Annotated in this window: 20 protein-coding genes; 14 read left to right on the top strand and 6 right to left on the bottom strand. The window is 61.1% G+C overall.

Going from position 1 to position 26,758, the window contains the following annotated elements:
* Nucleotides 1–136 precede the first annotated feature (136 nt).
* The 3 genes from ACP3TE_RS14575 to cydC are packed head-to-tail and all read left to right on the top strand — an operon-like array spanning nucleotide 137 to nucleotide 6,142.
* On the top strand, nucleotides 137–1,735 hold the full coding sequence (locus ACP3TE_RS14575) for a cytochrome ubiquinol oxidase subunit I (protein ID WP_105656765.1): 1,599 nt from the start codon (nucleotides 137–139) through the stop codon (nucleotides 1,733–1,735).
* 24 nt (nucleotides 1,736–1,759) lie between these two features.
* Nucleotides 1,760–2,785, top strand: a complete 1,026-nt coding sequence (gene cydB, locus ACP3TE_RS14580) for a cytochrome d ubiquinol oxidase subunit II (protein WP_105656764.1) — start codon at nucleotides 1,760–1,762, stop codon at nucleotides 2,783–2,785.
* Between the two features lie 27 nt (nucleotides 2,786–2,812).
* Complete coding sequence (gene cydC, locus ACP3TE_RS14585) at nucleotides 2,813–6,142, top strand: thiol reductant ABC exporter subunit CydC (RefSeq protein WP_426734026.1); 3,330 nt, start codon at nucleotides 2,813–2,815, stop codon at nucleotides 6,140–6,142.
* A gap of 71 nt (nucleotides 6,143–6,213) precedes the next feature.
* Here cydC and ACP3TE_RS14590 read toward each other — a convergent pair whose 3' ends face one another.
* Complete coding sequence (locus ACP3TE_RS14590) at nucleotides 6,214–8,847, bottom strand: DNA gyrase/topoisomerase IV subunit A (protein ID WP_426734029.1); 2,634 nt, start codon at nucleotides 8,845–8,847, stop codon at nucleotides 6,214–6,216.
* Between the two features lie 98 nt (nucleotides 8,848–8,945).
* Between ACP3TE_RS14590 and ACP3TE_RS14595 the strand changes: the two genes are divergently transcribed.
* From ACP3TE_RS14595 to ACP3TE_RS14605, 3 genes are read left to right on the top strand one after another with little or no spacing between them, the layout of a single operon-like run.
* Nucleotides 8,946–11,606: a GNAT family N-acetyltransferase gene (locus ACP3TE_RS14595; protein ID WP_332594680.1), complete on the top strand. Its 2,661-nt coding sequence runs from the start codon at nucleotides 8,946–8,948 to the stop codon at nucleotides 11,604–11,606.
* A 51-nt stretch (nucleotides 11,607–11,657) separates the two neighbouring features.
* On the top strand, nucleotides 11,658–12,245 hold the full coding sequence (locus ACP3TE_RS14600) for a DUF5998 family protein (RefSeq protein ID WP_105656760.1): 588 nt from the start codon (nucleotides 11,658–11,660) through the stop codon (nucleotides 12,243–12,245).
* Nucleotides 12,246–12,247: 2 nt separating this feature from the next.
* Nucleotides 12,248–13,432, top strand: coding sequence for an alkaline phosphatase family protein (locus ACP3TE_RS14605; RefSeq protein ID WP_426734032.1), 1,185 nt, complete (start codon nucleotides 12,248–12,250; stop codon nucleotides 13,430–13,432).
* An 89-nt stretch (nucleotides 13,433–13,521) separates the two neighbouring features.
* Here the strand turns inward: ACP3TE_RS14605 and sepH are convergent, their stop codons facing one another.
* On the bottom strand, nucleotides 13,522–14,589 hold the full coding sequence (sepH, locus tag ACP3TE_RS14610) for a septation protein SepH (protein WP_426734034.1): 1,068 nt from the start codon (nucleotides 14,587–14,589) through the stop codon (nucleotides 13,522–13,524).
* A 260-nt stretch (nucleotides 14,590–14,849) separates the two neighbouring features.
* Here sepH and ACP3TE_RS14615 point away from each other — a divergent pair, with 260 nt between their 5' ends.
* Entirely contained in the window at nucleotides 14,850–15,149 is a 300-nt protein-coding gene (locus ACP3TE_RS14615; RefSeq protein WP_105656757.1) for a DUF4193 family protein, read from the top strand.
* Nucleotides 15,150–15,236: 87 nt separating this feature from the next.
* Here ACP3TE_RS14615 and ACP3TE_RS14620 read toward each other — a convergent pair whose 3' ends face one another.
* Nucleotides 15,237–15,770 (bottom strand): DUF3093 domain-containing protein, encoded by a 534-nt coding sequence (locus ACP3TE_RS14620; protein WP_133834266.1) that lies wholly within the window; start codon nucleotides 15,768–15,770, stop codon nucleotides 15,237–15,239.
* Between the two features lie 140 nt (nucleotides 15,771–15,910).
* Here ACP3TE_RS14620 and dut point away from each other — a divergent pair, with 140 nt between their 5' ends.
* The 4 genes from dut (at nucleotide 15,911) to ACP3TE_RS14640 (ending at nucleotide 18,280) form a co-directional block, all read left to right on the top strand.
* Nucleotides 15,911–16,369: a dUTP diphosphatase gene (gene dut, locus ACP3TE_RS14625; RefSeq protein ID WP_426734036.1), complete on the top strand. Its 459-nt coding sequence runs from the start codon at nucleotides 15,911–15,913 to the stop codon at nucleotides 16,367–16,369.
* A gap of 38 nt (nucleotides 16,370–16,407) precedes the next feature.
* Nucleotides 16,408–17,109, top strand: a complete 702-nt coding sequence (locus tag ACP3TE_RS14630; protein WP_105656754.1) for a DUF3710 domain-containing protein — start codon at nucleotides 16,408–16,410, stop codon at nucleotides 17,107–17,109.
* A gap of 3 nt (nucleotides 17,110–17,112) precedes the next feature.
* Nucleotides 17,113–17,487 (top strand): hypothetical protein, encoded by a 375-nt coding sequence (locus ACP3TE_RS14635; RefSeq protein ID WP_105656753.1) that lies wholly within the window; start codon nucleotides 17,113–17,115, stop codon nucleotides 17,485–17,487.
* A gap of 61 nt (nucleotides 17,488–17,548) precedes the next feature.
* Complete coding sequence (locus ACP3TE_RS14640; protein WP_426734038.1) at nucleotides 17,549–18,280, top strand: DUF3159 domain-containing protein; 732 nt, start codon at nucleotides 17,549–17,551, stop codon at nucleotides 18,278–18,280.
* Here ACP3TE_RS14640 and ACP3TE_RS14645 read toward each other — a convergent pair.
* Together ACP3TE_RS14645 and ACP3TE_RS14650 are read right to left on the bottom strand one after the other, a co-directional pair.
* Nucleotides 18,277–18,942, bottom strand: coding sequence for a potassium channel family protein (locus ACP3TE_RS14645; RefSeq protein WP_105656752.1), 666 nt, complete (start codon nucleotides 18,940–18,942; stop codon nucleotides 18,277–18,279). The genes ACP3TE_RS14640 and ACP3TE_RS14645 overlap by 4 nt on opposite strands.
* A gap of 16 nt (nucleotides 18,943–18,958) precedes the next feature.
* Complete coding sequence (locus tag ACP3TE_RS14650) at nucleotides 18,959–19,636, bottom strand: potassium channel family protein (RefSeq protein ID WP_332731217.1); 678 nt, start codon at nucleotides 19,634–19,636, stop codon at nucleotides 18,959–18,961.
* Nucleotides 19,637–19,781: 145 nt separating this feature from the next.
* Between ACP3TE_RS14650 and ACP3TE_RS14655 the strand changes: the two genes are divergently transcribed.
* The 3 genes from ACP3TE_RS14655 to acnA all read left to right on the top strand — a co-directional run bounded on the left by ACP3TE_RS14655 (nucleotide 19,782) and on the right by acnA (nucleotide 26,029).
* Entirely contained in the window at nucleotides 19,782–21,776 is a 1,995-nt protein-coding gene (locus ACP3TE_RS14655) for an APC family permease (RefSeq protein WP_426734040.1), read from the top strand.
* A 30-nt stretch (nucleotides 21,777–21,806) separates the two neighbouring features.
* Nucleotides 21,807–23,129, top strand: coding sequence for a class I SAM-dependent RNA methyltransferase (locus tag ACP3TE_RS14660; protein ID WP_426734042.1), 1,323 nt, complete (start codon nucleotides 21,807–21,809; stop codon nucleotides 23,127–23,129).
* Between the two features lie 164 nt (nucleotides 23,130–23,293).
* Nucleotides 23,294–26,029, top strand: coding sequence for an aconitate hydratase AcnA (gene acnA / locus ACP3TE_RS14665; protein WP_426734045.1), 2,736 nt, complete (start codon nucleotides 23,294–23,296; stop codon nucleotides 26,027–26,029).
* A 95-nt stretch (nucleotides 26,030–26,124) separates the two neighbouring features.
* Here the strand turns inward: acnA and ACP3TE_RS14670 are convergent, their stop codons facing one another.
* On the bottom strand, nucleotides 26,125–26,739 hold the full coding sequence (locus ACP3TE_RS14670) for a class I SAM-dependent methyltransferase (RefSeq protein WP_426734047.1): 615 nt from the start codon (nucleotides 26,737–26,739) through the stop codon (nucleotides 26,125–26,127).
* Between the last annotated feature and the right edge of the window lie 19 nt (nucleotides 26,740–26,758).

The following is a 26,758-nucleotide window of genomic DNA, read 5'->3' on the forward strand; positions in this document are numbered from 1 at the left end:
AAGTTTCCAGTTTCTGAAATTGCTTATCGTCTCGATTTCTACACGCTGTCGAAATCGTCTATGGTGGCCTTGGAGAACTTTTCTACGGAACGTAGAAAAGTGATTGAACTTCGATCCCACGATAGTTGAGGAATCCATGGATGCTCTAGAGATTGCCCGCTGGCAATTCGGCATTACGACGGTCTACCACTTCCTGATGGTGCCCCTGACCATTGGACTAGGCCTGACCGTGGCCACGCTGCAAACCATGTGGCATCGCACCGGCAACGAGCACTGGCTGCGAATGACAAAATTCTGGGGCAAGCTTTTCCTGATCAACTTCATCATGGGCATCGCCACGGGCATTGTCCAAGAGTTCCAGTTCGGCATGGCTTGGAGCGAATACAGCCGCTATGTAGGGGACGTATTCGGAGCGCCGTTGGCCATGGAAGCACTGCTGGCCTTTTTCGTAGAATCTACATTCCTGGGGCTCTGGATCTTCGGCTGGAAGAAGCTTCCCAAACGCGTGCACCTGGCAACCATCTGGTGCGCATCCCTGGCAACGATCTTTTCCGCCTACTTCATCCTTGTTGCGAACTCATGGATGCAGCACCCGGTTGGAACGAAAATAGTTGACGGCCGAGCCGTGATGACCGACGCATGGGCGGTGTTCACCAACAACACGGCGCTAGTGACGTTCCCGCACACTATTTTCGGTGCCTTCGCCGTTGCCGGCGGCTTCCTGCTGGGCATCTCATGGTTCCATCTCTACCGCCGACGCAAAGAAGGCATCGACTCGGTGGATGCCAACGGATATGTTGTCGTGGGCGAAGATCCCAGCCGCGGTAAAAGCCGTGACAAGGTGGACTACCAAGTCTGGATCAAGTCCCTGCGCATCGGCGCCGCGGTAGCAATGGTCGCGTTCCTCGGTGTGGCACTGAGCGGGCACGAACAAGCAAAGCTCATGTTCGAGCAGCAGCCGATGAAAATGGCTGCTGCGGAGGCAGCTTGCCACGATGGAACAGGCTTCTCGGTGCTGTCCTTGGGAGATATCACCGCCAAGGGTTCAACCAACTGCGACAACGTCGTAGCGGTCTTCGAAATCCCGGGCATTCTCTCGTATCTGGCCAATGGGGATTTCACCACCGAAATCAAGGGCGTGAACACGCTGATTCCGGAATACCAGGAAAAATACGGCAAGTACTATCCGAACGATGAATCCTTCGGCAAGTACGCAGGCCAGGAAATCAACTACTTGCCAGTGATGGAAGTGACCTACTGGGGCTTCCGCTTGATGATCACCCTCGGCGGGCTCTCGGCATTGGCTGCTGGCGTTGCGCTATGGATCACTCGCAAGGGCACCGTCCCAGAAAACAAATGGCTCTCGCGCCTTGCCCTGCTAGGCATTGCCGCACCCTTCGGCGCAAACGCCACTGGCTGGATTTTCACCGAAATGGGCCGGCAGCCATTCACTGTAGTCCCCAACCCGCAGATGGGTGGCGTGGACCAGGTGTTCATGTACACCGCAGCATCGGTCTCTCCGACAGTGAGCGCAGGAGAACTGCTCTTCTCGCTGATCGCGCTCACGACAATCTACGGTGTGCTGCTGGTCGTGGAACTGGTGCTGCTCAGCCGCTACATTCGTGGCGGCGTGGCATCGGCAATGCCGGAGCTTGAACCGTCAGATCATTCACCAGCGGACGGCCCCTCGGACCCGGACAACGATGACGACGACGTACTGGCCTTCGCCTACTAGCGGCACGGACTAAGGAGAACATCAATGGATTGGCTTCCAACACTTTGGTTCATTGTGATCGCGCTGCTCTGGTGCGGCTATCTCTTCCTCGAAGGCTTTGACCTCGGGGTGGGCATGCTCATCGGTCTCGGCCGTTCCACCGAGAAGCGCAAACGGCTCTTGCTCAATACCATCGGCCCGGTCTGGGATGGCAATGAGGTATGGCTGCTGACCGCCGGCGGTGCGACCTTCGCAGCGTTTCCGCACTGGTACGCCTCGCTGTTCTCGGCCCTCTACATTCCGCTGACCTTTGTCCTGCTGGCGTTGATTTTCCGTGCCGTTGCCATTGAGTACCGAGGCAAGGCGATCACCGCAGCAACCCGGAAAGCTTGGGACCTGGCCTTGGGAATCGGATCGCTGGTGGCCGCCTTCGGTGTCGGTGCCATGCTGGCATTGACCACCTTGGGCCTGCCTTTGAACGAGAACGGCGACCGAATCGGAGGGGCCTTCGCGTGGCTGAACTGGCATGCCGTCCTCGGCGGCGCAGCAGTGGTGGCGTTCTGCTGGATCCATGCGTTGGCATTCCTGCGGTTGAAAACCGACGGAAAAGTCCGCCATGAAGCAGGAAAGCTCGTAGGCCGCTGGCTGCCGCTAGCAATCCTGCCCTTAGTTGCGTGGGTCCTGCTGGTGCTGCTGGACAACGATTCCACCATCGCCTGGGCGGTGTTGGGCCTGGCAGCGGTCTGCCTGGCCATTTCGATAGCCAGCGGCCGCGCTGGGCGCGAGGGACTCTCCTTCATCGCCCTGGGCGCCACCTTGCTCGCCGGGGTCGCAGCGATCTTCACCGCCGCTTACCCGGTAGTGCTGCCATCGACCATCGACCCGGCCTTCGACCTGACCGTGGCTAACGCGTCCAGCACTGCCTACACCCTGAAGCTCATGAGCGTCGTGGCCGCCTTCGGCGTGCCAATGGTCCTGGCGTACCAGGCCTGGAGCTACTGGGTCTTCCGCAAGCGCTTGCGCGAAGAGCACATTCCAGAAACTCATCGAGTCGTCTCCATCATCAAGTAACCGCATTTCCGAGGGAAAGAAGTAGTAATGCCAGCCCCGCGATTCCTGCCGCGTGAACTGATCACGCCACGACAATTCCTGGTTTTGGCGCTGTTCTCCGCGCTCAAAGTCGTCGGGCTGGTATTCGTCGCCTACGCGCTGGGCCAATGGATCGCCACCATGGCCGATGGAGGGGCCAATGAATCGCACCTGCTGATCCTGGCGCTGGCCGGCGCCGCGCTTCGAGCGCTCAGCGCATGGGGATTGAACGCCGGCGCCCGCCGCATGGGCCTGGGCGCGAAGGAACGGCTACGGCTGAACCTGGTGCGCAGGCAAGCCGCGCAACCGGCCATCGTCCCCGCGGCGGAACAGCATTCCATACCGGTCACCGCCACCTTGGCCAGCCATGGCCTTGAGAAGCTCGATGACTACTTCACCAAATTCATTCCTGCGCTCATCGGCGCCCTGGCCGTCCCGCTACTGCTTGGCCTCTACATTCTGCAGCTGGACTGGATCAGCGCAGTGGTGCTGCTCCTGACGATCCCGCTGGTGCCGGTGTTCATGGCATTGATCGGCATGCACACCCAGGACACCCTCAACGAATCCCAAGCCACCTTGGATCGGCTTGCCCACCAGCTCTACGAACTCGCCCAGGGCTTGCCCGCACTGCTGGGCTTGGGCCGGGCACGGGCGCACGGCAGCGCCATCGCCGCCGTCAGCAGCAAATACCGGGCGGCCACCATGGCCAACCTGAAAACCGTATTCATGTCCAGCTTCTGGCTGGAACTGATCGCAACCCTTTCGGTGGCGGTACTCGCGGTGATGATCGGCGTGAGACTGGTCAGCGGGAATATGGATCTCGCCGCCGGGCTGATAATCCTCATTCTGGCACCCGAGCTGTTCTCGGCACTGCGCGAAGTGGGCTCTGCCTACCATGCGGCCGATGACGGGCTGGCTGCCTACCAGAAGTACACAGCCATCACCGCTGCCACCCCGGTCCATCAGCTTCGTGCCAGCACGGCCAGGAACGCAGATAGCGTCCTGGACGTCGCGGACCTGCGGATCAGCTACGATGGCATGCATCCAATCCACCAAGCCGTGAATATTCAGTTGCGCGCGGGGGAGCGCCTGGTATTGTCCACTGCCAGCGGTTCGGGCAAGAGCACGCTGCTCAAGCTGATCGCCGAGGCGCACAGCAGCGACAACACCTTCGATCCGGCCTTGGCCACCGGGCGGGTCTTCATAGCCGGCCAGCTTGCAGTGATTAGCCAGCATCCGCAATTCAACGCAGCAACCGGCAACGGGCAACTGGACCAGGACGCCCCCGCGGCATCGGCTGAACTGCGCCGAGAGCTCAGCTCCCGGCTATCGATGGAGTCCATGCTCGAGCGCCCGATCGGTGAATATTCACCCGGCGAGCTGCGCCGCCTGGAAGTGCTGCGCGCGTTGCTGCGGGTTCACAGCGACGACCACTGCACCGTGCTGCTGGCCGATGAGCCTACCGCGCACCTCGATGAGCGCAACGCCCAGCAAGTACGCGAACTGCTGAGTGAACTTCCAGCCCGCTGCGCGATGCTGGTCGCCAGCCACGACCCCGCCTTCGGGCAGGACGAACGTGCGGGCAGCATAGCGCATGGTGCTGGCCCTGCCCACCGTGAAGAATCCGCAGGCAACCGGTCGCGAGCCACCGCGGCAACGCAGCCTGGCGCCACTGGCCAACGGCCGGTGAAGTCCAAGTTCACCCCGATGCGCGACTTGCTTGCCGGGTACAAAGCTGCCCCCAAGGGCGTGCTCTGGGGGACAGTCAGCGTGCTATGCGCCGTGGCGCTCGCGGCCCTGAGCGGTTGGCTGATCGTTGAAGCCAGCTACCAGCCTCCCATCTTGCACCTGACCGTAGCCTTCGCGATGGTCCGAGGCCTGGGAATCGGACGAGCTGCCTTCCGCTACCTGGAACAGCTCGCGATTCACGACGCGGTGCTGGCCTATGCCTCGGATTTGCGCGAGAAGATGTGGAACGCGATGGTGGCCAACCCCGCACAGTGGGGCTTGCTGACCCGTTCCTCGGTCATCCTGCGATTCTTGCTGGCCGAGGTCGATGAACTGCGCGACCTATTGGCCCGGGTGCTGTTCCCGCCGCTGCAGGCAATCGTAGTGTGGGTTGCAGCAGCAACGGCCTTGTACTTCATCCAGCCCGAATTCGGATATCTGGCCCTCGGTGCGCTGCTGGTGCTGGTCTTCCCGGTGCGTTGGCTTGTGCAGCGCATTGAAGGCGAACACCTCGTGCATCAGCTCAGCCACCGGATGCAGATGAACCAGAGCGTGCTGGGCATCTTGCGGCACAAGTCCGCACTGCGCAGCAATCAGGCCATGGAACGGACCATTGGCCGGTTCCAGGACGCCGAAGCACGCAATACGCAGCGCGCTCGCCGGCATGCCCTGGGCCAAGGCAGCGCCACGGCCCTGGCCACGTTGACCAGCGTATTGCTTGCCATTGCCATCACCGCGCTATCGCACAGCAGCGCATCGTTTACGGCACTGGCCGTGCTCCTGGGCCTGGCCTTGGGGGAGAGCGCTGGCAATGCCCTGCTGGCGGTGCAGCAGGGGCGGGCGCTGAAGGTACTGTCATCGAAGCTGGAAGAACGCGGCATGCAAAGCCACGGCGCACGAGCAGCGCAGCACAACCCGCCGGTGAAGCAAAGCAGGATCGCCGGCTTCGATGCGCAAGCGCTGAGCCTCGGGTACGAGCAGGGAACGCCAGTTCTGGAGAATCTGAACGCCCGCATCCCGGCAGGGCAATGGACGGCCATTACCGGTCCATCGGGTTCTGGCAAATCGACGTTGCTCACCGCGTTGCTGGGCGCGTTGCCAGCGCAATCGGGCAAGTTGAAGGGCATCGATGCCCGCGGGAACCTGCTGGATCTAGAGCAGGCAGACCTGTCATCGGTTGCCTGGTGCCCGCAAGAGGCGCACCTCTTCGACTCTTCGATTCGCCGGAACCTGATGCTGGGCGTCACTGAAGGCCAGCTGCGCAGCGATGCGCAGCTGGAAGAAGTGCTGGAGCAAGTCGGGCTGTCGGACTGGTTGGCAACACAGCCAGAAGGCCTCGAGGCACGCATCGGTTCCGGCGGGCACCAGCTCTCCGGCGGTCAGCGGTGCAAGCTCGCCGTGGCCCGTGCCATGGTGGGCGGCCACCAGATCATCTTGCTTGATGAACCGACTGCCCATCTGGGGGTGGATGAAGCCCAGGAGCTGCTTTCCACCTTGCATCTCGCCCTTGCCGGACGAACCGTCGTCTTGATCACCCATGACCAGATGCTTGCCGGGCAGTGCACCCACCGCATTGAACTGGGAAGCCAGAAGCCCAGGGTCAGCGCATAGGACTGCGGCGTCGCTTCCACCCACGGATAGGAGGTGGAAACGACGCCGCGTTCAGTTCTGGCGCTGCTGGATTAGAGGATTACTCCGCCGTCGTCGAAAGGCAGCGCGTCTTCGCCCGGCGTGATGGCCGGGGCCGCTTTTGCCTTGGTTGGCTCGGGAATCAACGCTTCTTGCCGCGCGGTTGCCTGGAGGTCCTGGGCAGCAGGTGCTGCAGAAGCATCGTGCCCGCCGGCAATGGTTCCGCCAATGATGTTCACTGACTGGGCCAAAGGCGCGCCCGAACCATCGCGCTTGCCATATTCGGTAGGCAAAGCACGCACTACGCCTGCCGTGGAGCTGGCACGCGCAGGACCCTGGCCGGCATAGCCTAGCTGCAGGTAGTCCTCACCCTTGACGAAACGGTGAGCGCGCACGCCCGCGGTGGCGCGGCCCTTCGCCGGGAACTCGGAGAAGTCGGTGAGCTTCACCGACTGGCCCGAGGTGCCAGGAAGGGTCTGCGAACCGGTAGCGATCGTGGCTACCACCGCGTCGCCAGCACCGGCAGGAACCACACCGAAGAAGATCACCTGGTCATCGGCGGCGAGCTTGATGCCGGCCATGCCTTGTCCGGTGCGGCCCTGGGCACGCACCGCCGAAGCGCTGAAACGCAGCAGCTGAGCCTGCCTGGTCATGAACACCAGCTCATCGGCATCCTCGGCCGGCGCCGCGGCAATCACGACGTCGGTGTCCTTGAGCGTGATCGCCTCGAACTCGTCACGGTTCAGCGGGTAGTCCGGGGTGACCCGCTTGACCACACCGTTCTTGGTGCCCACGGCAATCACCTGGTTCAGCGGAACCAGGGCCACCGCGCTTTCGCCCTTGCCCAGCTTGAGGAATTCGGAGATCGGCACGCCATGGGCCAGCTGCGGGAAGCCATGGGATTCCGGGAGCACCGGAACATCGATCAGCGAGATGCGAATAATCCGTCCGGTACTCGTCAGTGCTCCGATCTCACCACGGGCGCTGGAAGCAACCTGCGAGGTGAGCACGTCGTGCTTGATGCGCGCCGCGGAGTAGTCCACGACGTCCCGATCAGGAGTCCGGGCGAGCTGCCCCGTGGCCGAGAGCAATACCCAGCACGGGCTGTCGGAGACTTCCATGGCCAACTTGGCCTTCTTGCCTGTCCCGACTTCTTCAGGCAACGCGGTGCCCTTCAGCGGTGCCAGCTGAGCAGACTTCAGCAGCTTGGTCCGGCGCGGGGTGCCGAAAGTGTCGGCCATTTCCCCGAGCTCATCGGAAACCAGGGTGCGCAGCAGCTCATCGGACTCCAAAATGGCGCGCAGTTCCTCGATTTCGTTGCGCAGCTGCTCGGCTTCGGTTTCCAGCTCCAGCGTGGAGTACTTGGTCAGCTGGCGCAACCGCAGTTCCAGGATGTGGCTGGCCTGCGGCTCGCTCAGGTCGAAGACCGTCATCAGGCGTTCGCGTGCTTCTGCGGTCTGCTCGGAGGATCGGATAATGGCAATGACATCGTCAATATCAACGATGGCAATCAGCAGGCCCTCCACCAGATGCAAACGGTCTTCACGCTTGGCCAGGCGATGCGCGGTGCGACGGCGTACAACATCCAGCCGGTGGTCCACATACACGGTGAGCAGCTCGCCCAGCCCCATGGTGCGTGGCTGGCCGTCGACCAGGGCAACGTTGTTGATGCCGAAGGAGTCTTCCATCGGGGTGTACTTGTACAGGCTGGCCAGGACAGCGTTCGGGTTGAAACCGTTCTTCAGCTCGATAACCAGCTTCAGGCCGTGATGCCGGTCGGTCAGGTCGACAACATCGGAGATGCCGGAGATCTTCTTGCTGTTGACGCCATCCTTGATCTTCTCGATGACCTTTTCAGGGCCCACGCCATAAGGCAGTTCGGTGACTACCAGGCCCGACTTGCGTGCGGAGACCTTCTCCAGGGCCACGGTAGCTCGGGTGCGGAACAGGCCACGACCGGTGCGGTAGGCATCCTTGATGCCGTCTAAACCGGTAATGCTGCCGCCCGAGGGCAAATCCGGGCCCGGAATGAAGTTCATGAGTTCTTCGACGGTGGCGTCCGGTTCCTTGAGCAGGTGTTGCGCAGCAGCGACAACTTCGCCCAGATTGTGGGGAGCCATGTTGGTGGCCATGCCCACGGCAATGCCGGTGGTGCCATTCACCAGCAGATTGGGGAATGCTGCTGGCAGCACTTCGGGCTGCATGAACTGGTTGTCGTAGTTCGGGACGAAGTTCACGACGTCTTCGTCCAGATTAGCGGTCATGGCAACAGCGGAGGCTGCCAGACGGGCCTCGGTGTAACGCGGGGCTGCCGGGCCGTCATCGAGCGATCCGAAGTTTCCGTGGCCATCGATCAATGGCAGCCGAAGGGAGAAGTCTTGGGCCAGGCGGACCATGGCGTCGTAGATCGCGGTGTCGCCATGGGGGTGCAGCTTGCCCATCACTTCGCCGACCACGCGGGCGGACTTGACATGGCCCTTCTCCGGGCGCAAGCCCATTTGCGCCATCTGGAAGAGGATGCGGCGCTGAACTGGCTTCAGCCCATCACGGGCATCGGGAAGCGCGCGGGAGTAGATCACCGAGTAGGCATACTCCAAGAAGGATGATTCCATTTCATTGGTGACGTCTATATCGACGATATTTTCAACGAAATCCGCTGGAATCTCTTCAGACTTCTTACGAGCCATTACTCTGTTCGTCCTTCATCTACTGTCTTAGGGCCGGAACTGCCGAATCTTCGTGTTGCATCTGGGCGCAACGCCGAACTGCCGACTATCCTAAGCCTATGGTGGATCGTAAACTTTCGGCGGCATATCCGGCGCATTGGGAAGCAGATGTTGTGCTTCGCGATGGGACAACTGCACACCTGCGGCCGATTACTCCGCAGGATGCCCAAGCGCTCCAGGAGATGCACAAGCAGCAGTCTGAGACGTCAGTCTACTTACGCTATTTTACGTATAAGTCGTCACTGACCCCTAAAGAGCTCGAACGGTTCACCAATGTCGACCATGTGAATCGCGTCGCCTTCACAGTGGTTCGTGGCGCAAGGATCATCGGCGTCGGCCGCTACGACCGCTTGGATGACCCGAGGGAGGCGGAAGTCGCCTTCAACGTCTCGGACGAATACCAGGGCACTGGTATCGGCTCGATCCTCTTGGAGCATCTGGCCGCGGCGGCCCGTGAAAACGACATCGAGAAGTTCTCGGCCGAGGTTCTTCCAGAGAACCGGAAGATGCTCACCGTCTTCTCCGATGCCGGGTACGCGGTCGCACGGCATTTTGAAGACGGCGTAGTCATGCTCGAATTTTCCATCAGTCCCACCGAGAAATCCCGCGAAGTGACCGAGGCGCGAGAACACCGCGCCGAGGCGAGCAGTGTTGCTGCTCTCCTGGCGCCTAGGTCCGTTGCCGTCATCGGAGCCAGCCGCACCTGGGGCAAGCTGGGGCACGACGTGCTGGAACAAATTGTGGAATCCGGGTACACCGGTGCCGTGTATGCGGTGAACGATGCGGCCTTGGAAGTGGGCGGCATGGTGGCCTATGGGAAGATCACCGAAATCCCGGGACCGGTGGATGTCGCCTTCCTGTGCATTCCGCGCGAAGGGGTCATGGAAGCCATCGGGGACTGCGCCACCCACGGGGTCAAATCCCTGGTCATCATGACCACCGGCTACGAAACTCCGGAAGGGTTGAGTGCCCAGCGTGAACTTGTGTCGCTGGCTCGTGCCAACGGCATGCGGGTGGTAGGGCCGGGTTCCGCCGGGCTGATGAATACTGACCCGCAGGTGAAGCTGTATGCCACCGGAAGCCACCACGTTCCGCCATCCGGAAACGTCGGATTCTTCACCCAGTCGGCCGCCATGGGCACAATCATCCAGGGTGTGGCCTTGCAGCAAGGTGTTGGCCCCAGCAGCGCCATTTCCGCAGGCCTGCGCGCTGACGTATCCGGCAACGATGCGATGCAGTTCTTTGAAGACGACCCGCGTACCCATGTCGTCGCGTTGTACCTGGAATCCTTTGGCAACCCACGCAAGTTCGCACGCATCGCCCGGCGTCTGGCCCGCAGCAAGCCTGTGATCGTGGCTAAATCTGATGTGATGGGCCGCCGGCTTCCACCGGGCCACTCGGTGCGCGTAGGCCAAGCGCCACCAGGTGCAATGAACGCAATTCTTCGCCAGTCTGGCGTGATTCGCGTGCGTTCATCAGAAGAGCTGCTGGATGTCACGGCCCTGCTTTCGGTCTTCCCTGCGCCGAAGGGCCCGAACGTTGCGATCCTGTCCAACTCCTCGACCATCGCAGAGGTGGTGTGCGACGTCGCCGAGGACAGGAACCTGAACACCGTCGTGCAGAGCGAAGAGCTGGACTACAGCATTGGCCAGTCCAAGGCCATTCCGGTGCTGCGCGCCCGGATCAAGGAACTGGTGGAAGACCCGCAGGTCCACACCATCTTGCTGGCGCACCTGCCCTACTCGGAGCTGGATACCAGCGCAGTTCTGAAGGTCGCCAAGGAGTTCATTGGCCAGCCAAAACCAGTGGTGGCATTGGTTCCGGGCCTGGCGGATACGAAAATTACTGGCGGCCTGAAGCAGGGGATTCCGGTATACACCTCGCCAACCACCGTCATCGGCGCCCTGGCCAAGGCCTATGGATACCAGCAGTGGGTTGACGTTCCCTACGAGCCGATGAAGGATCCAGCTGGAATCGACGTGGACGGTGCCGCGGAGTACCTTGATGAATTGGTGCAGACCATCTCGGGGACCAACCTGCTGGAATTGGACGACGCGCAGGTGCAGAAGCTGCTGGACTTCTACGGGATCAAGTTCCTGTCCCATCGGGTGGTGCACACCGCAGAAGAAGCTGTTGCGGCGGCCGAAGAATTCGGCTGGCCGGTGGCACTGAAAGCCAACGACCCTGATCTGCGCCAACGCCTGGACTTGGGCGGCGTGCGCTTGAGCATCCCGGACAAGCAGAGCCTGGAAGCGAACTTCACGCATATGAAGTCGCTGATGGCGGTTTACGGCGTGGACTCCCTGGAAGTGCAGAGCATGGCTCCTGCTGGCCAGGCTTGCGTGGTCAAGGCCGTGGAAGACCCGTTGCTTGGTCCAGTCATTTCCTTCGGGCTCAGCGGCGATCCGGTAAACCTGCTCGATGATTGGGCCCACGGCGTGGCGCCGTTCTCCACCCATGACCTGGAACAGCTCATCCGCCGTCCGCGCAGCAGCGTGCGGCTCTTCGGCTACCAGGGATTGCCGGCGGTGGATCTTGATGCCCTGAAGGACTTCATCACCCGCGTTTCGCTGTTCAAGGACAACCATCCTGAAGTGACCGTTGCCAAATTCGCGCCGATCACCGTTGCCACCGATTCGTTGAGCGTGCTGGCGGTGAACATCCAGATCAGCAACGCTGAGCAACGCACCGATAGCGTCCGCCGGGCATTGCGTAACTGAGTGCAATCGCCGAAACGTGAATTGCCTGTGGCGACTGAGTAGAATTGGGGCATGAGTTCTCCAACGTATTCGACCACTCCTGGCGCTGAGCTTCAGCATGATCTGGTCCGTGCGGGTTTTTATCCGCAGATGGTCCAGGATGTACTGGCTGAAGCCATGATGGGCCAACCAGTGCTTGACCACTATGTACATCTGGAAACTCACTTCGACCATACCGAAGTGCACCGCCATATCACCGTTATGGTGATGAGTGAAAAGGTGCTTTTCATCGTGCACGTCGATGACCAGCAGCTTGACGACCACGGCAAGGACGTCATGGCGCAGGTCTCCGTCGAAATGATTTCCCTGGCCCGCATCGCCTCGGTTGCCACCAGTTACGTCTACCACCAGCCGCAGCATTACTCGGCCGCTGATCCAGTCAAGGAATTGACCTTTGGACTGTCCTGGAACGGAACCAAGCGGATTGATCTGGCCCCTGCCGCCTGCGCCGATCCGCAGTGCGATGCCGACCATGGGCTGAATGGCACCTCGCAGCCTGAGGACTTGGTCATCCGCGTCAGCGCCGAGGCCGACGGCCAGCAGGCCGTGAACAAGGCCCGGGAATTCGCTGTCCGCCTGCGCCTGGCCACGATCGCCTGAGCATGATCGAGGAACAGAAACGCAGCAACCTGCCTGTCCCGGCACAGAAAATCCCGGACGCGCCGAAATACGGCCAAGCTACGCTGTCGGAGATCCTTCCGTCGGCAGCCGCTGCAATGGGCGTTCCGGGCTACGAGAACGCTTTGGGCTTTGCCCCGACAAAACGTGTGGCACTGATTATGGTTGACGGACTGGGCTGGAACCAGCTCAAAAGCCATCTCGGGCATGCACCCTTTCTGCGCGGCTTGTTCGAAAAGGGGCAGAAGCTGGGAACGGGATTCCCCTCGACCACCGCGACTTCCCTGAGCAGCCTGGCCACGGGCCTGGCTCCCGGTGAACATGGAATGGTTGGCTATGACGTCATCGATCCGGCCAAGCGCCGTGTAGTTAACCAGCTCGGAGGATGGCCAGGGGACTTGGACCCCGAAGCGTGGCAGACTCGCCCGACCGTTTTCCAGAAAGTCGCCGAGCACGGCATCCACGTGGCCACCGTGTCTATTCCGATGTTCGCCAAGTCGGCCCTGACTCGCGCGTCGTTGCGCGGCCCCAAATTCGTGCCGGCGAACCAGCCTGCGGCCCGTGCGCGTGCTACCCGAACCATCTTCGAGTCGAATCGCAATTCGCTGGTCTACACGTACTTCAATGAATTGGACAAGGTCGGACACAAATTCGGCGTGGACTCCAGCCAATGGCGGGACACGCTCGAAGAACTGGATTACGTCATTAAAAACCTGGTGTCCAAGCTGCCAGAAGAAACCACGGTGCTGATTACCGGTGACCATGGAATGGTGGACATCCCCGCATCCCAACGCATCGACTACAGCCAGCAGCCGGAGCTTATCGAAGGCGTGGAGCTGACCAGCGGCGAACCTCGTGGAGTCCAATTGACCTTCGACACGCAGACCGACGCGGCTAGCCGGTTACGCGTACGCGAGGCCTGGCAGCAGGCCTACGGCACCAAAGCCTGGGTGATGACGCGCGAGGAAGCCATTGAACTGGGCTACTTCGGCGCCATTAACGAAGAGCATGCAGCCCGGCTGGGTGATCTGATGATTCTGGCAGCGGAAGCTATCGCTTTCTACGACGGCCGACGCGTTACGCCGATGGCGTTTGACATGGTAGGGCAGCACGGATCGCTCACTGCGGGGGAGCGCTTCATCCCGCTGCTGGTGCACCGCACCACCTAGTTCTCAACGGAACGAGCGCATACGGGTGCGGGAGCAGCATTGAATCAATGCTGCTCCCGCACCCGTATGCGCTCTAGCTCGGCGGCGCGTCAGGAATCGGTGTCCTTCTTGCGTTTGCCGAACATGATGTCATCCCAGCTGGGAACCGAAGACCGCTTGGCCTTGCGCGGAGCGGACTCCTCGGCATTCTGCTCGGACGGCTTGTCCTCAGCGCTGCTCGCACCGCCGGCATCCTGATCGGTGACGACCACCAGCTGCGAAGTGCGTGCCGAAATTCCTTGCGGAAGGTGCGGCAGCGAGTCCTCATCGTCGGCGTCGTACTTGCTCATGCTGCGTTCGATGATCTCGTTGTAGCGTGACTCGCGCTCCGGATCCTGGTCCTTCGTGCGCTGCCCACGACGAGCGTTCAGCAACGTGACCAGTTCTTCGGTCTCATCCGGTTCCGGGGTGCTGGCTGCAGGAGCCGGCTCAGGCTCTGGCTGGTTCAGCGCAGAGACCGGGCGAAAGTATTCAGGGGCCACCTGTTCGCTCAAGGTTTGTGCCCAGCGGTTCAGATTTTTCAACGACTTGCGTGCCGGGGTGAATGCCCACCGCGCACTGTTCGAGGAAGCTTCAGTGGAATCCGAGCCCAGGGACTCGACATTCTCGGTCGGCAGCGGGGAATCGAACTGCACGGTAACGATCCATTGGCCTTCTGGATCTTTCCATGCGTTCCATCGAGCCGAGTCGGCGTCGATGTGCAGCTGGTGCAGGCGGTGGACCACCATGGAACCAAGATCCGCAGGCTCTTCGCCGAATACTTCGCGGTATTCGGCATCGGTTTGTGGTCCTGAAACCTCGACACGACGTGCTAGCTCGGCGATGTGCTCGCGCTCAGCCAGTACCGGACCTTCGTACTTGACGATGTCCTCGACTGGGATATCCCACTCGAGAGACAGGTCGTAGGCGGAAGCACCAGCGCGCACTCGCGCTTGAATTTCGCGCGGCGAATGGACCGAGGACTCCTCACGGTTCCTTGGAGCCCGCGAACGGGCAATTTCGGCCATTGCACTGCGCAGTGCATCGTCAACAGGTAGCTCGAAGCTCATCCCGTCGTCGCTGCTGACCTGCAGGCTGGAACCATTTTCATGAATTCCTACCAGTCTCAGCTGACGCATTCCTACCCTCCACACGCTCTATTTCCTGTGTAAAACTCTGCCACCTCGAGGCCTGAATTCCTACCACCGCGCAGGGTGTGGCGCAAGATTAGTCATCAACCTCACGCAGTAATTCCTTGAACCTTCCGCCCATGGCATAGCGTGGCAAGAACGGGAATGGATGACCCGGAATAACGCTATACTTCTATGCCGGTATAAGTTTTCACCTTGTGAAGCAGCCGGCTAGGACGAAGACCTGCAGGAAAGAGCGAAAAACGATTATGGCAAATGAATCTGCTGCACCCGTGGCAATGTCAGAAGCGGAACGAGCCAAGGAAATCGCTCAGCTCAAGGCAGGCAAGACCGCAGCCATGGCCAACCTGGTCGATGAGGCCGAAACACCCTTGGCTGAGGAATATGTTTTGCCCGGCGGCGAAGCATCGCAGGAAGAAGCGAGCATCGAGATCCTGCCGGAGCAGGCAGACGAGTTCACCTGCGCATCTTGCTTCATGGTGCGTCACCGCACGCAGCTGGCCCGTGAAGACAACGGGCAGAAATTCTGCAGCGAGTGCGAAGGGTAGGAAGCTTACGCAACAGTTCTGACAGCGATGGCGTCCTGGACCGGAAGGTCCAGGACGCCATCGCTTTATTCCATGGAGCCGTGAATGCTATTCGCCTGAAGCGTCTTCTGCCTGTTCCTGCTTGGCTGCTTCGGCCTTGCCTTCCTCGGTGAATTCGTACATCACGCCCGAGAGTGCGGCAGCCAGCTCTTCGGGACGGCGGGTGGAAGTCAGCCAGTACGGCGTGGTGTCTCGCTCGTCGGTCACTTCCATGCGCACGGCACCGTCGATCCAGCCACGCAACAGCATGTAGGCCAAGCCGTGAAGCTTCTGTCCACGCTGCTTGAAAGCTTCGTCGCCACGGTAGCCGACGACGTTGCCGATGTACTTGCGTTCAATGCTGGCCCGGCCAACGGTGACCAGATCATCGGTGACTTCGATGGCTGGCACGCGCAGCAGGAACACCGCGACCAGTGAAATCAAAACTACGCCACCGGCAACCCATCCAAGGATGCTGTTAATCGGTGCTACTGCGATACCTGCGGTGATGGAAATGATGATCGGCCAAATCCAGGTGCTGGCCGATGGCCAGAGCTTTTCGCTGTACAGGACGTTCGAACCCTCGGGGCTGGAATTACTCATGGTTCCAAGTTTAGGCAATATTTCCTGGTTCCATGACCTCGGGGCTGGCGGCAGGGGATTGCCCTGCGCGCGCGATAGAGTTAGCCACGAGAAACTATCGAGTGACTATTTCACATAACTCCGGGGGAAGACCTACACCGATGAGTGAGCCATCAATTTCCATTGCCATCAAGATGCTTGACACCGACCTGCCGGTTCCCAGCTACGCGCATCCGTCAGATGCCGGTGCTGACTTGCATGCTCGCGAGTCGCTGGTGCTGGAGCCTGGCGCCCGCGCGCTCATTCCAACAGGCATTGCGCTGGCCATCCCGCATGGCTATGTCGGTCTCGTGCATCCGCGCAGCGGCTTGGCTGCTAAGCACGGCATTACCGTTGTGAATGCACCGGGTACTGTTGACGCGGGGTACCGTGGTGAGATCATGGTCACCTTGCTGAATACCGACACGTCTGAGTCTTTCGAAGTCAGCCGAGGCGACCGAATCGCCCAGCTGGTAATCCAGAAAGTCGAGCAGGCAGCGTTCATCCAAGTCGATTCGCTGGACGGCAGTGCTCGCGGCGCTGGCGGGTTCGGTTCGACCGGCGGATTCAGCTCCAAGTAAGTACCCTTGAGTGCAAGACGAGATTTTCTAAGGACACCATGATTTTCAAGCGCAAGAAAGCCCAAGACCAGCCAGTCGACGCACCAGCTGCTGAGGCAGGCCAGGGCGAGGCCGAGCCGAAGGACGGCCCGTTCGACTACAGCGAGGTCGAGAATACGCAGGAATACCTTGACTTCGGCTCGATCCTGATCAAGCCAGTAGCAGGCTTGAAGGTCCGCATGGACGTTGAAGAGTCCAACAAGCGTGTCATCGCGGTGTCGCTGGAGATCGCCGAGTCGCGTATCCAGCTGATGGCTTTCTCTTCCTCGAAGTCCGAATCGCTGTGGCCTGGCATCAGCGACAAGATCAAGAGCGATATCAGTGCCCAGAACGGCGAAATTTTCACCCGCGACGGCGATTACGGCCAGGAGCTGCTCGCCAAGGTGCCGCAGCAGCTGCCTGATGGTCGCGCCGGGCATGTCGCCCTGCGCTTTGTCGGCATCGACGGCCACCGCTGGTTCCTGCGCGCGGTCATTGGCGGCGCTGCCATTGGAGACGAAGAAGCGGCTGGCATCGTTGACGGGATCCTGCGCACTGTCGTGGTCAACCGCGGCGACAAGCCACTGCCACCGGCCGAACTCCTGCCCCTGAGTGTTCCGGCCAATGCGCAGGCCCGCCCGGCAGGCACTGAGCAGAACCCTGAGCAGAACTCTGAGCTGAAGCGTCCAGAACGCGGACCAGAGATCACCCAGATCGGCTAATGCATGTCGCTGAAGGACAAACCCGTCACTGCGCTGCTTGGCCCCTCGGGCCAAAAGCTCAGCTACCAGCGGCTGGACAGCTTGGAACAGCTGCCTGTCAAGGGCAGGGTGGAGCACACGGGCTACATCCAATCGGTTAGCTATTCCGCGCCACACGTCGCACCCACGCTGACCGCGGTGGTGGTCGACCGGCTCGGTGCGGTGTCTGCTCGTCGCGGGACTGTACCGCATGTGCGTTTGGCGTTCATGGGCCAGAAATCCGTTCCGGGAATCAAGCCGGGCGTGAAGGTGGAATACTCGGGAATGGTCGCTCCCGTGGATCAAGTTCCGACGATCTTTAATCCGCGCTACGTAATCGTGCCGGAGGCCCGCGGGTGATCCGCGCGTTCCCTCAAGGTCTTGGGAACGAGAGCATGCTGGCGTCTAACTGGAAGAAAACATGATGAACAACGACGAATCGCGTCCGGAAGATGGATCCACGCCGGAAGTAAAGCATCCAAGCTTCGCGGAAATGATTGGCTCGAACGCCAACATCGCGCAAAATGCCGACGGCGGGATAGATCTGCTCTCCACCGTCGGTGGCGTGCGCGGAATCCTGGAAACGGTGCTTCCCGGTTTCGTGTTCATCATGGTCTTCGCGCTGACCTCCAATCTGGGCTGGGGGCTGATCGCTTCGATCAGTCTTGGCGTGGTGTTCATGATCATCCGCCTAGCCAAGCGCTCGACGCTGATCCAGGCCGGCTCCGGGCTGATCGGCATCCTGATCTGCGCCTTCGCCGCACGCAATTCAGGCAATGCCAAGGACTACTACATTCCAGGGTTCTACGTATCGGCCGCCTACTTGGCGGGATTGCTGATTTCGGTGATGGCCCGCTGGCCGCTGATCGGCCTGCTCTTCGGGTTCATCCGCAATGAAGGCACCGAGTGGCGCAAGAAACCCGCGCGCTTGCGCCGCTACCAGGTGGCCACCTGGATCATCATTGCTGTTTTCGCGCTGCGCCTTGCAGTGCAGATCCCGATGTACATCGCAGATGACGTCGTGGCCTTGGGCTTGGCCCGCGCCTTGATGGGGGTGCCGCTGTATGCAGCGGGGCTCTGGTTTGCCTGGCTGGTCTCGAAGCCTGCAGCAGAAGCCAGCAACGGGACCAGCCCTCCAGCACAAGCCGTCTAGCGGGTGGCGTCGCGCAGCGTGCGGCGCAACAAGGCTTCGGCTTGCGGGGTGGTGATGAAGAAGATTTCATCGCCACCCTCAATCACATCATCGGCACTGGGCGGGAACGGCGTTTTATCGCGAACCACTGCCATCATGGTGGTGTCTTCGGGCCAGGAGATGCGCCCGATGCTGCGGCCAATCAACGCCGAATCGTGCGGGACGGTGAACTCGACCATGTAGACCTCGCCGGTCTTCAGCGTCAGCAGCCGCACCAGGTCGCCCACCTCCACGGCTTCTTCCACCAGCGCGGTCATCAGCCGCGGGGTGCTGACCGCTACATCTACGCCCCAGGCGTCATCGAACATCCACTCATTCTTCGGATTGTTCACGCGGCCTACGGTACGACGGATCCCGAATTCGCTCTTGGCCAGCAACGAGACCACAAGGTTCACCTTGTCATCGCCGGTTGCCGAAACGACCACGTCGTACTCTTCAAGCTGTGCCTGCTGCAAGACAGCTAATTCGCAGGCATCGCCAATCAGCCACTTCACCGCTTCCAGGTCGGCGCGCTCGGCCATTTCCGGCTGCAGGTCGATAAGCAGGACTTCGTGATGGTTGATCACAAGTTCGCGGGCAATGGAGGAACCGACCGAGCCGGCCCCGGCAATCATGACCTTCATGGGGGTGCCTCTCAGATTATTCGTTGGCCTGCGCAGCCGGCGGGCTGGCAAGGATCTTTTCGATGTCCTTGGACTCATCGAGCCGCATCATCACGTGCACCAGGTCGCCGCCCTGCAATCGGGTGCGGCCCTCGGGGATGGTGCCTTCGCCGAAGCGGGTCAGATAGGCCACTCGTACCCCGGCGGCCGCTTCCAGCTCCTTGACCAGCCGTCCATACCAGTCGCGGTGCAGGGCAACTTCGGAAAGCACCAGGCGCCCCGATGGCTCCCGGAAGTCACCGCGCATCGAATAGTCGGGCAGGATCCGGCGCAGCACCTGATCGGTGCTCCAACGGACCGCGGCCACGGTGGGGATACCCAGGCGCTGGTAGATCTCGGCGCGCCCTGGATCATAGATGCGGGCCACGACATGGGGGACGTTATAGGTTTCGCGCGATACGCGAGTGGCGAGAATGTTGGAATTATCACCGCTGGATACGGCGGCGAAGGCATAGGCCTCATCGATTTTGGCAGCTTCCAGGGTATCCTTGTCGAACCCCATGCCGGTCACCGTGGAACCTGAGAAGCCTTTGCTCAGCCGGCGGAAGGCATGCGGGTCCTGGTCAATGACTGCCACGGAATGCCCCGCTGAATCCAGCGTGTGGGCGAGCGAGACACCGACGCGTCCGCACCCCATGATCACGAAATGTGCCACCGAGAACTCCTTGGGTCTACTGCTTGCTGCATGTCCAGTGGCGCACACAAGCTGTGTGCTCCGAATGCAACAATAGCGCTGATCGCACCCAGTTTATCGGTGGTGCAGCACCCATGTGCCTTGCACCCTGCGATAACGTTGTGTCGTGCCTGCATTATTTGACGGTCTGAAGCGGATCTTGGTGGGCCGGCCTTTCAGAACTGAACAGCTGAAAAAGAAGCCGTTGCCACCTAACGTCGCGTTGCCGATTTTCTCGTCCAGCGCCCTGTCGTCCTTGGCGTACGCGCCAGACGAAATCTTGCTGACGCTGGCCATTGCGGGCATCGCGGCCACCGCGCTTTCGCCGATGGTCGGACTTGCTGTCCTTGCCGTGCTGGTGGTGCTGGTGCTGTCCTACCGGCAATCGGTCATGGAGTACCCCTCTGGCGGTGGCGACTACGAGATCGTGAAGAAGAACCTGGGTGCGCGCCCGGGAACAGCGGTCGCCGCTGCGCTGCTGGTCGACTTCGTGCTCACCGTTGCTGTGTCCAGCTCATCAGCTGCCCTGTACCTCGCCGCCATTTTCCCTGCAGTGGCCGAGTACAAGGCTTGGGTGGCTGCTGGACTTGTCGCATTCCTCGTGGTCGGTAATCTGCGCGGCAGGGGACAAGGGCGCTGGACCCTGGCCATTCCGGTCTACCTCTTCGTGATCGGCATGCTGCTGCTGGTCGCTATCGGCGGGGTGATGGCGCTGACCGGTACCCTCGGGCTTGCCCCGAGCGCGGATTTCACGATTGTGCCGGAAGAAGAGTTTGCCAATGGGCTGCACGGTGTCGTCGGTGCACTTCTGATCCTGCGTGCTTTCAGTACGGGTTCGGCGGCGCTGACCGGTATCGAGGTCCCGATCTCGAACGTGCAGACCCTGGCTAAGCCGCGGGCCAAGAACGCGGCGCGGATCCTGCTGGTGCTGGGCCTGCTCTCCGGGGTGCTGACACTTGGCACGCTGATGCTTGCCCGTGCCACCGGCATCAAGGTCGTCGCCGACCCGCAGGCCTCATTCTTGCTCGACGGTGCGCCGATCCCTGAAGGGTTTGTGCAGGTCCCGGTCCTTGGCCAGCTGGCGCAAGCCGTGTTCGGCGATTTCACCTTCGGCCTGGTCATTGTTTCGGTGCTGACCATTGCCGTGCTGCTGCTGGCCGGAAACCAGGCCTTCAACTCCTTCCCCCTGCTGGCCAGCCATCTGGCTACCGACGGCTTCCTGCCACGCCAGCTGCGTACCCGCGGTGATCGGCTGGGCTTCTCCAACGGCATATTGTCCCTGGGCGTTGCCGCGATTGCACTGGTGCTGCTGTTCCAAGGCGATGTCACCTTGCTGGTCCAGCTGTACGTGGTGGGCGTGTTCGTTTCCTTTACGCTGAGCCAGCTGGCCATGCTCAAGCACTGGAAACGCGTGCTGGTTCCCATTGCCGACCGCAGGATCCGTGCGGCCAAGCAGCGCAAGCGCCTGCTGAACCTGGTGGGCCTGGTCCTATCGGCGCTGGTGCTCGTGGTCGTCTTGGCCACCCGCTTGGTCCACGGCGCGTGGTTGGCCGTGCTGGGCATTGCGGTATTGATGGTGATCATGGATTCGCTGCAGCGCCACTACCAGAAGGTTGACGACGAACTGGCGGTGGATGAGGACGTTGCCGCCACGGCGCTGCCCTCCCGGGTGCATGCACTGGTGCTGGTCTCCACCGTGCGCAAGCCGGTGCTGCGGGCCTTGGCCTTCGCCCGGGCTTCGCGTCCCTCGAAGCTCGAAGCAATCATCGTGGATGTGGAACGAAGCAAAACCGAAAAGACCCTCCGGGACTGGGAACGCCTGCAGATTCCGGTGCCGATCACCGCCCTGGCTTCTCCGTACCGCGATATCCCCGGGGCGCTGATTGAGCATATTCGTTCCATCAAGCGTGAATCCCCGCGGGAACTGATCGTCGTGTACATCCCTGAATACGTAGTGGGCCACTGGTGGGAACAGCTGGTGCACAACCAAACCGCTTTACGAGTGAAAAACCGGCTGCACTATGAACCGGGCGTCTTGATCGCCTCGGTTCCATGGCGCTTGCTCAGTGCTTCGCATGCCCTGGGCGGCGGGCCGACCGAAGAATCTTCGGCACACCGCTGAATTCAATGCTTCTGATGAAAGACAAGATCGATGACTGAAACACCAATGCTCACCGTCCGCCTGGGCAAGATTGCCCATGGCGGCCACACCGTCGCCCGCCATGAGGGCCGCGTGATCTTCGTGCGCCACGGCATTCCCGGAGAGCTGGTGAATGTGTGCCTGACGGACAGTGCGCCGGAGGCCAAATTCTGGCGTGCCGACGTCGCCGAGGTGCTCGAAGCCAGCGAGCACCGCGTGCCCCACTTCTGGGATGCCGCTGATGCCCTGAAGCATCGTGACCCGGTGGGTGGCGCAGAGTTCGGCCACATCACCCTTGAGCACCAGCGTGAGCTCAAGTCGCAGGTTGCTGCCGAGCAGATGACCCGTCTAGGCGGCCTGAAGGCGGAGGACTACAACTTCCCTGCGGTGCAAGCGGTCAAGGGCGCGGCCGACGGCCTGGGCTGGCGTACCCGGATGTCCTATTCGGTGGACGCACAGGGCAAGCTCGCGATGAGCGCATTCCGCAGTAACCAGTTGACCGGCATCGCGCAGATGCCATTGGCCCATCCGGCTATCGAGGCCAGTGGCTTGTACTCTGTGGACTACAGCGGAATCGAGCGTGTCGAGGCTGCGGTATCCAGCCAGGATGACCAGACCGTGCTGATCCTGCTGGCTGAAGCAAGTACCGGCGCCGCGGCAAAGGTGGCAAAGCAGTTCCCGGAGGGTGTCAATGTCGCCGCTTTCAGCCAGCGGGGCGGCTCGGCGGCTGACGGCAAAGGCAGCTTGCAGACCTTGGCTGGTTCGGCGTTCCTGACCGAAAAGGTACTGGGGGAGAAGTTCCGGATTACCGGTGAAGGATTCTGGCAGGTGCATCGAGAGGCGGCCAGCCTGCTTTCCCAGCGCGTAGTTGAACTGACCGAGCCAGCCGCTGGCGAGCAAATCGCCGACCTCTATGCGGGTGCTGGCTTGTTCTCCGTCCCGTTGGCTAAGGCAGTTGGCTCCCAGGGCCGGGTCTTCTCAATTGAAGGCGCTCCGGGCACGCATGCCGATGCGAAGAAGAATCTGCGCTCCTATTCGCAGGCCACGGTGATCCGAGGCCGTGTTGAGCGAGTGTTACGGCAGGTCGCCGGGGATGCCTCCCTGGACGCCGTGGTACTTGACCCGCCCCGCACCGGGATCGATAAGCAGGTGGCTGGGGAGCTGGCTTCCATTGCTGCATCCCGGATTTGTTACGTGTCCTGCGACCCTGCGGCTTTCGCCCGTGATACCGCGCGTTTGATGGGACGCGGCTACGAATTAGAGCATATGGAGATTCACGATTTGTACCCGCATACCCACCATATGGAGTCCATCGGGCTCTTCGTGCGCCGTTAAACACCTGAAATTGTCCGATTAGACACGAATTCGGATGAAAATTTATTCCGAGGAGTCTTTTTATGAGCTTAGGCGATAGACTGTTTTTAGCTCTGCCACGCTAGGAGCCTGACTATCTCAGTTAGGAACTCCTAACTGGAATTACAGTGTGCGTGTGCAACAGAATGAGTGTCTGGCGAGAGGAGTCCCACGTGAGCAATGTGGACAGCTTCGGTGCCAAGGGCGTACTTGACGTCAATGGAACCGAATACGAAATTTACCGACTAAATACGGTTGAAGGCTCGGACAGCCTTCCTTACAGCCTTAAGGTTCTTCTTGAGAACCTGCTTCGCACCGAAGACGGCGCGAACGTAACCAACGAGCACATCAATGCACTGGGTCAGTGGGATGCTTCGGCTCAGCCGAACACCGAAATCCAGTTCACCCCTGCACGTGTGCTGATGCAGGACTTCACCGGCGTGCCTTGTGTCGTTGACTTGGCAACCATGCGCGAGGCCGTCAAGGACCTCGGCGGTGACCCAACCCGCGTTAACCCGCTGGCACCAGCCGAAATGGTCATCGACCACTCCGTGCAGATCGACACCTTCGGTTTCGAAGGCGCTGTCGAGCGCAACATGGAGATCGAGTACCAGCGCAACGGCGAGCGTTACCAGTTCCTGCGCTGGGGCCAGACTGCATTCGATGACTTCAAGGTCGTCCCACCAGGCACCGGTATCGTGCACCAGGTCAACATCGAGTACCTGGCACGCACCGTCATGACCCGCGAGGTCAACGGCGTACTGCGCGCTTACCCGGATAGCTGCGTAGGCACCGACTCCCACACCACCATGGTCAACGGCCTGGGCGTGCTGGGTTGGGGCGTTGGCGGCATCGAAGCCGAGGCAGCAATGCTCGGCCAGCCTGTCTCCATGCTGATCCCACGCGTTGTCGGCTTCAAGCTGGCTGGCTCGATCCCAGCTGGCGCCACCGCAACCGACGTGGTGCTGACCATCACCGAAATGCTGCGCAAGCACGGCGTTGTTGGCAAGTTCGTTGAGTTCTACGGCGAAGGCGTTGCAGCAGTGCCACTGGCCAACCGTGCAACCATCGGCAACATGTCCCCAGAATTCGGCTCCACTGCCGCGATGTTCCCGATCGACGATGTCACCCTCGACTACCTGCGCCTGACCGGCCGCAGCGACGAGAACGTGGCACTGGTCGAGGCTTACGCCAAGGAACAGGGCATGTGGCACGATCCAAGCCGCGAGATCCGTTTCTCGGAATACCTCGAGCTGGATCTGTCGACCGTGGTTCCATCGATCGCCGGCCCGAAGCGTCCACAGGACCGCATCGAGCTGTCTTCCTCGAAGGAACAGTTCCGCAAGGACCTGCACAACTACGTATCGAACGCCGACGACACCCAGGGCGCTGGCCGCCCGTCGGTAGCCGTCGATGTCACCAAGGAAGATGGCACCCAGTTCACCCTGGACCACGGCCTGGTTTCGATCGCTTCGATCACCTCGTGCACCAATACCTCCAACCCTTCGGTCATGCTGGCCGCAGCCGTACTGGCTCGCAACGCAGCTGACAAGGGCCTGACCTCCAAGCCATGGGTCAAGACTTCGGTCGCGCCAGGCTCGAAGGTCGTTACCGAGTACTACGAGAAGTCCGGCCTGCTGCCATACCTGGAGAAGCTCGGCTTCTTCGTTGTGGGCTACGGTTGCGCAACGTGCATCGGCAACTCCGGTCCACTGGATGCCGAGATCTCCGAGGCCATCAACGCCAACGACCTCGCAGCTACCGCAGTTCTTTCGGGTAACCGCAACTTCGAAGGCCGCATCAACCCAGACGTGAAGATGAACTACCTGGCTTCCCCGCCACTGGTCATCGCCTACGCACTGGCTGGCACCATGGACTTCGACTTCGAGACCGACGCACTGGGCCAGGACGCCGAGGGCAACGATGTCTTCCTGAAGGACATCTGGCCATCGCCTGTCGAGGTCCAGGAAATCATTGACTCGTCGATCGACAAGGAAATGTTCGCCAAGGGCTACGACGGAGTCTTCGAAGGGGACGCTCGCTGGAAGGCACTGGACACCCCGGAGGGTTCGACCTTCGCATGGGACGAGAAGTCGACCTACGCACGCAAGGCACCGTACTTCGACGGCATGACCGCCGAGCCGCAGCCAGTCCAGGACATCAGCGGCGCTCGCGTGCTGCTGAAGCTGGGCGACTCGGTGACCACCGACCACATCTCGCCTGCAGGTTCGTTCAAGTCGGAAACCCCGGCTGGCCGCTACCTGATCGAGAACGGCGTGGATCGCAAGGACTTCAACTCCTACGGCTCGCGCCGTGGCAACCACGAAGTCATGATCCGCGGTACCTTCGCCAACATCCGCATCAAGAACCAGCTGCTGGACGGCGTCGAGGGTGGCTTCACCCGCGACTTCACCCAGGCTGATGCTCCGCAGGCTTACGTCTACGACGCTGCAGAGAACTACAAGGCTGCCGGCACCCCGCTGGTCGTTCTTGGCGGCAAGGAATACGGCTCGGGCTCCTCGCGTGACTGGGCTGCCAAGGGCACCGCATTGCTGGGCGTCAAGGCCGTCATCACCGAATCATTCGAGCGTATCCACCGCTCGAACCTGATCGGCATGGGCGTTCTGCCGCTGCAGTTCCCAGACGGCGAATCCGCTGATTCGCTGGGTCTGACCGGAACCGAGACCTTCGCTGTCTCCGGCGTGACCGAGCTGAACAACGGCACCACCCCGAAGACCCTGAAGGTTACCGCAACCGCACAAGACGGCAAGGTTACCGAGTTCGACGCAGTTCTGCGCATCGACACCCCAGGTGAAGCTGACTACTACCGCAACGGTGGCATCCTGCAGTACGTACTGCGCCAGATCGCCGCTGCCAACTAGCAGATCCACCTCGGCTCCGGTCGAAGCGAATCTCTAAGTAGTTCCGCATCGCGGGAAAACCTGAGACCCAAGGCAATTGCCTTGGGTCTCAGGTTTTAACCAGCCTTTTGCGCACTCAGCTGACCATGGGTGCGGGCCGTGGACCGGGTGCGGGTGCCAACTTCCAGCACGCTGAAGCCTGACGTTTCCAACAACAGCTCCAATTCCCCGGGCGGCCAATACCAGGCCGGGGCGACCTGGTGGCCAAAGGCTTCTAGCTGATCCCCGGCAAAGAATCCGAGCAGCAGCTTGCCGCGTGGCTTGAGCACCCGGGCAAACTCGCCCAACAGCTGCGGAAGCTCGGCTGGAGGAGCATGGATTACCGAGTACCAGGCGAGCACCCCGGAAAAATGGTGGTCTTCGAACGGCAACTGTGCCAAGTCCGCACGCAGGAAATCGGGCTTCTGGAAGTTGCGCCGTGCGAAGTCCAGAAACTCCGGAACGAGGTCAACGCCTGTAGCCGGCCGATGGGCATCGGCGATGAACTGTGTCCAATGCCCAGGCCCGCAGCCAGCGTCCAGGACCGGCCCCTCCAGCTGCCCCGCCCACGCCGCAATCAGCTCCCGGTCTTCAAGCTCCGCCTGCTCGGGCGAAGCGAACAGATCGATATAGGCGCTGGCGAGACTCGAATAACTCGCTGAGACGTGATGAGGATCGAAGGAAGGTGGCATACGCTCAGCTTAGCGCCGC

Origin of the sequence: Glutamicibacter sp. 2E12 (assembly GCF_050030965.1) — a bacterium.
Taxonomy (GTDB): Bacteria; Actinomycetota; Actinomycetes; order Actinomycetales; family Micrococcaceae; genus Glutamicibacter.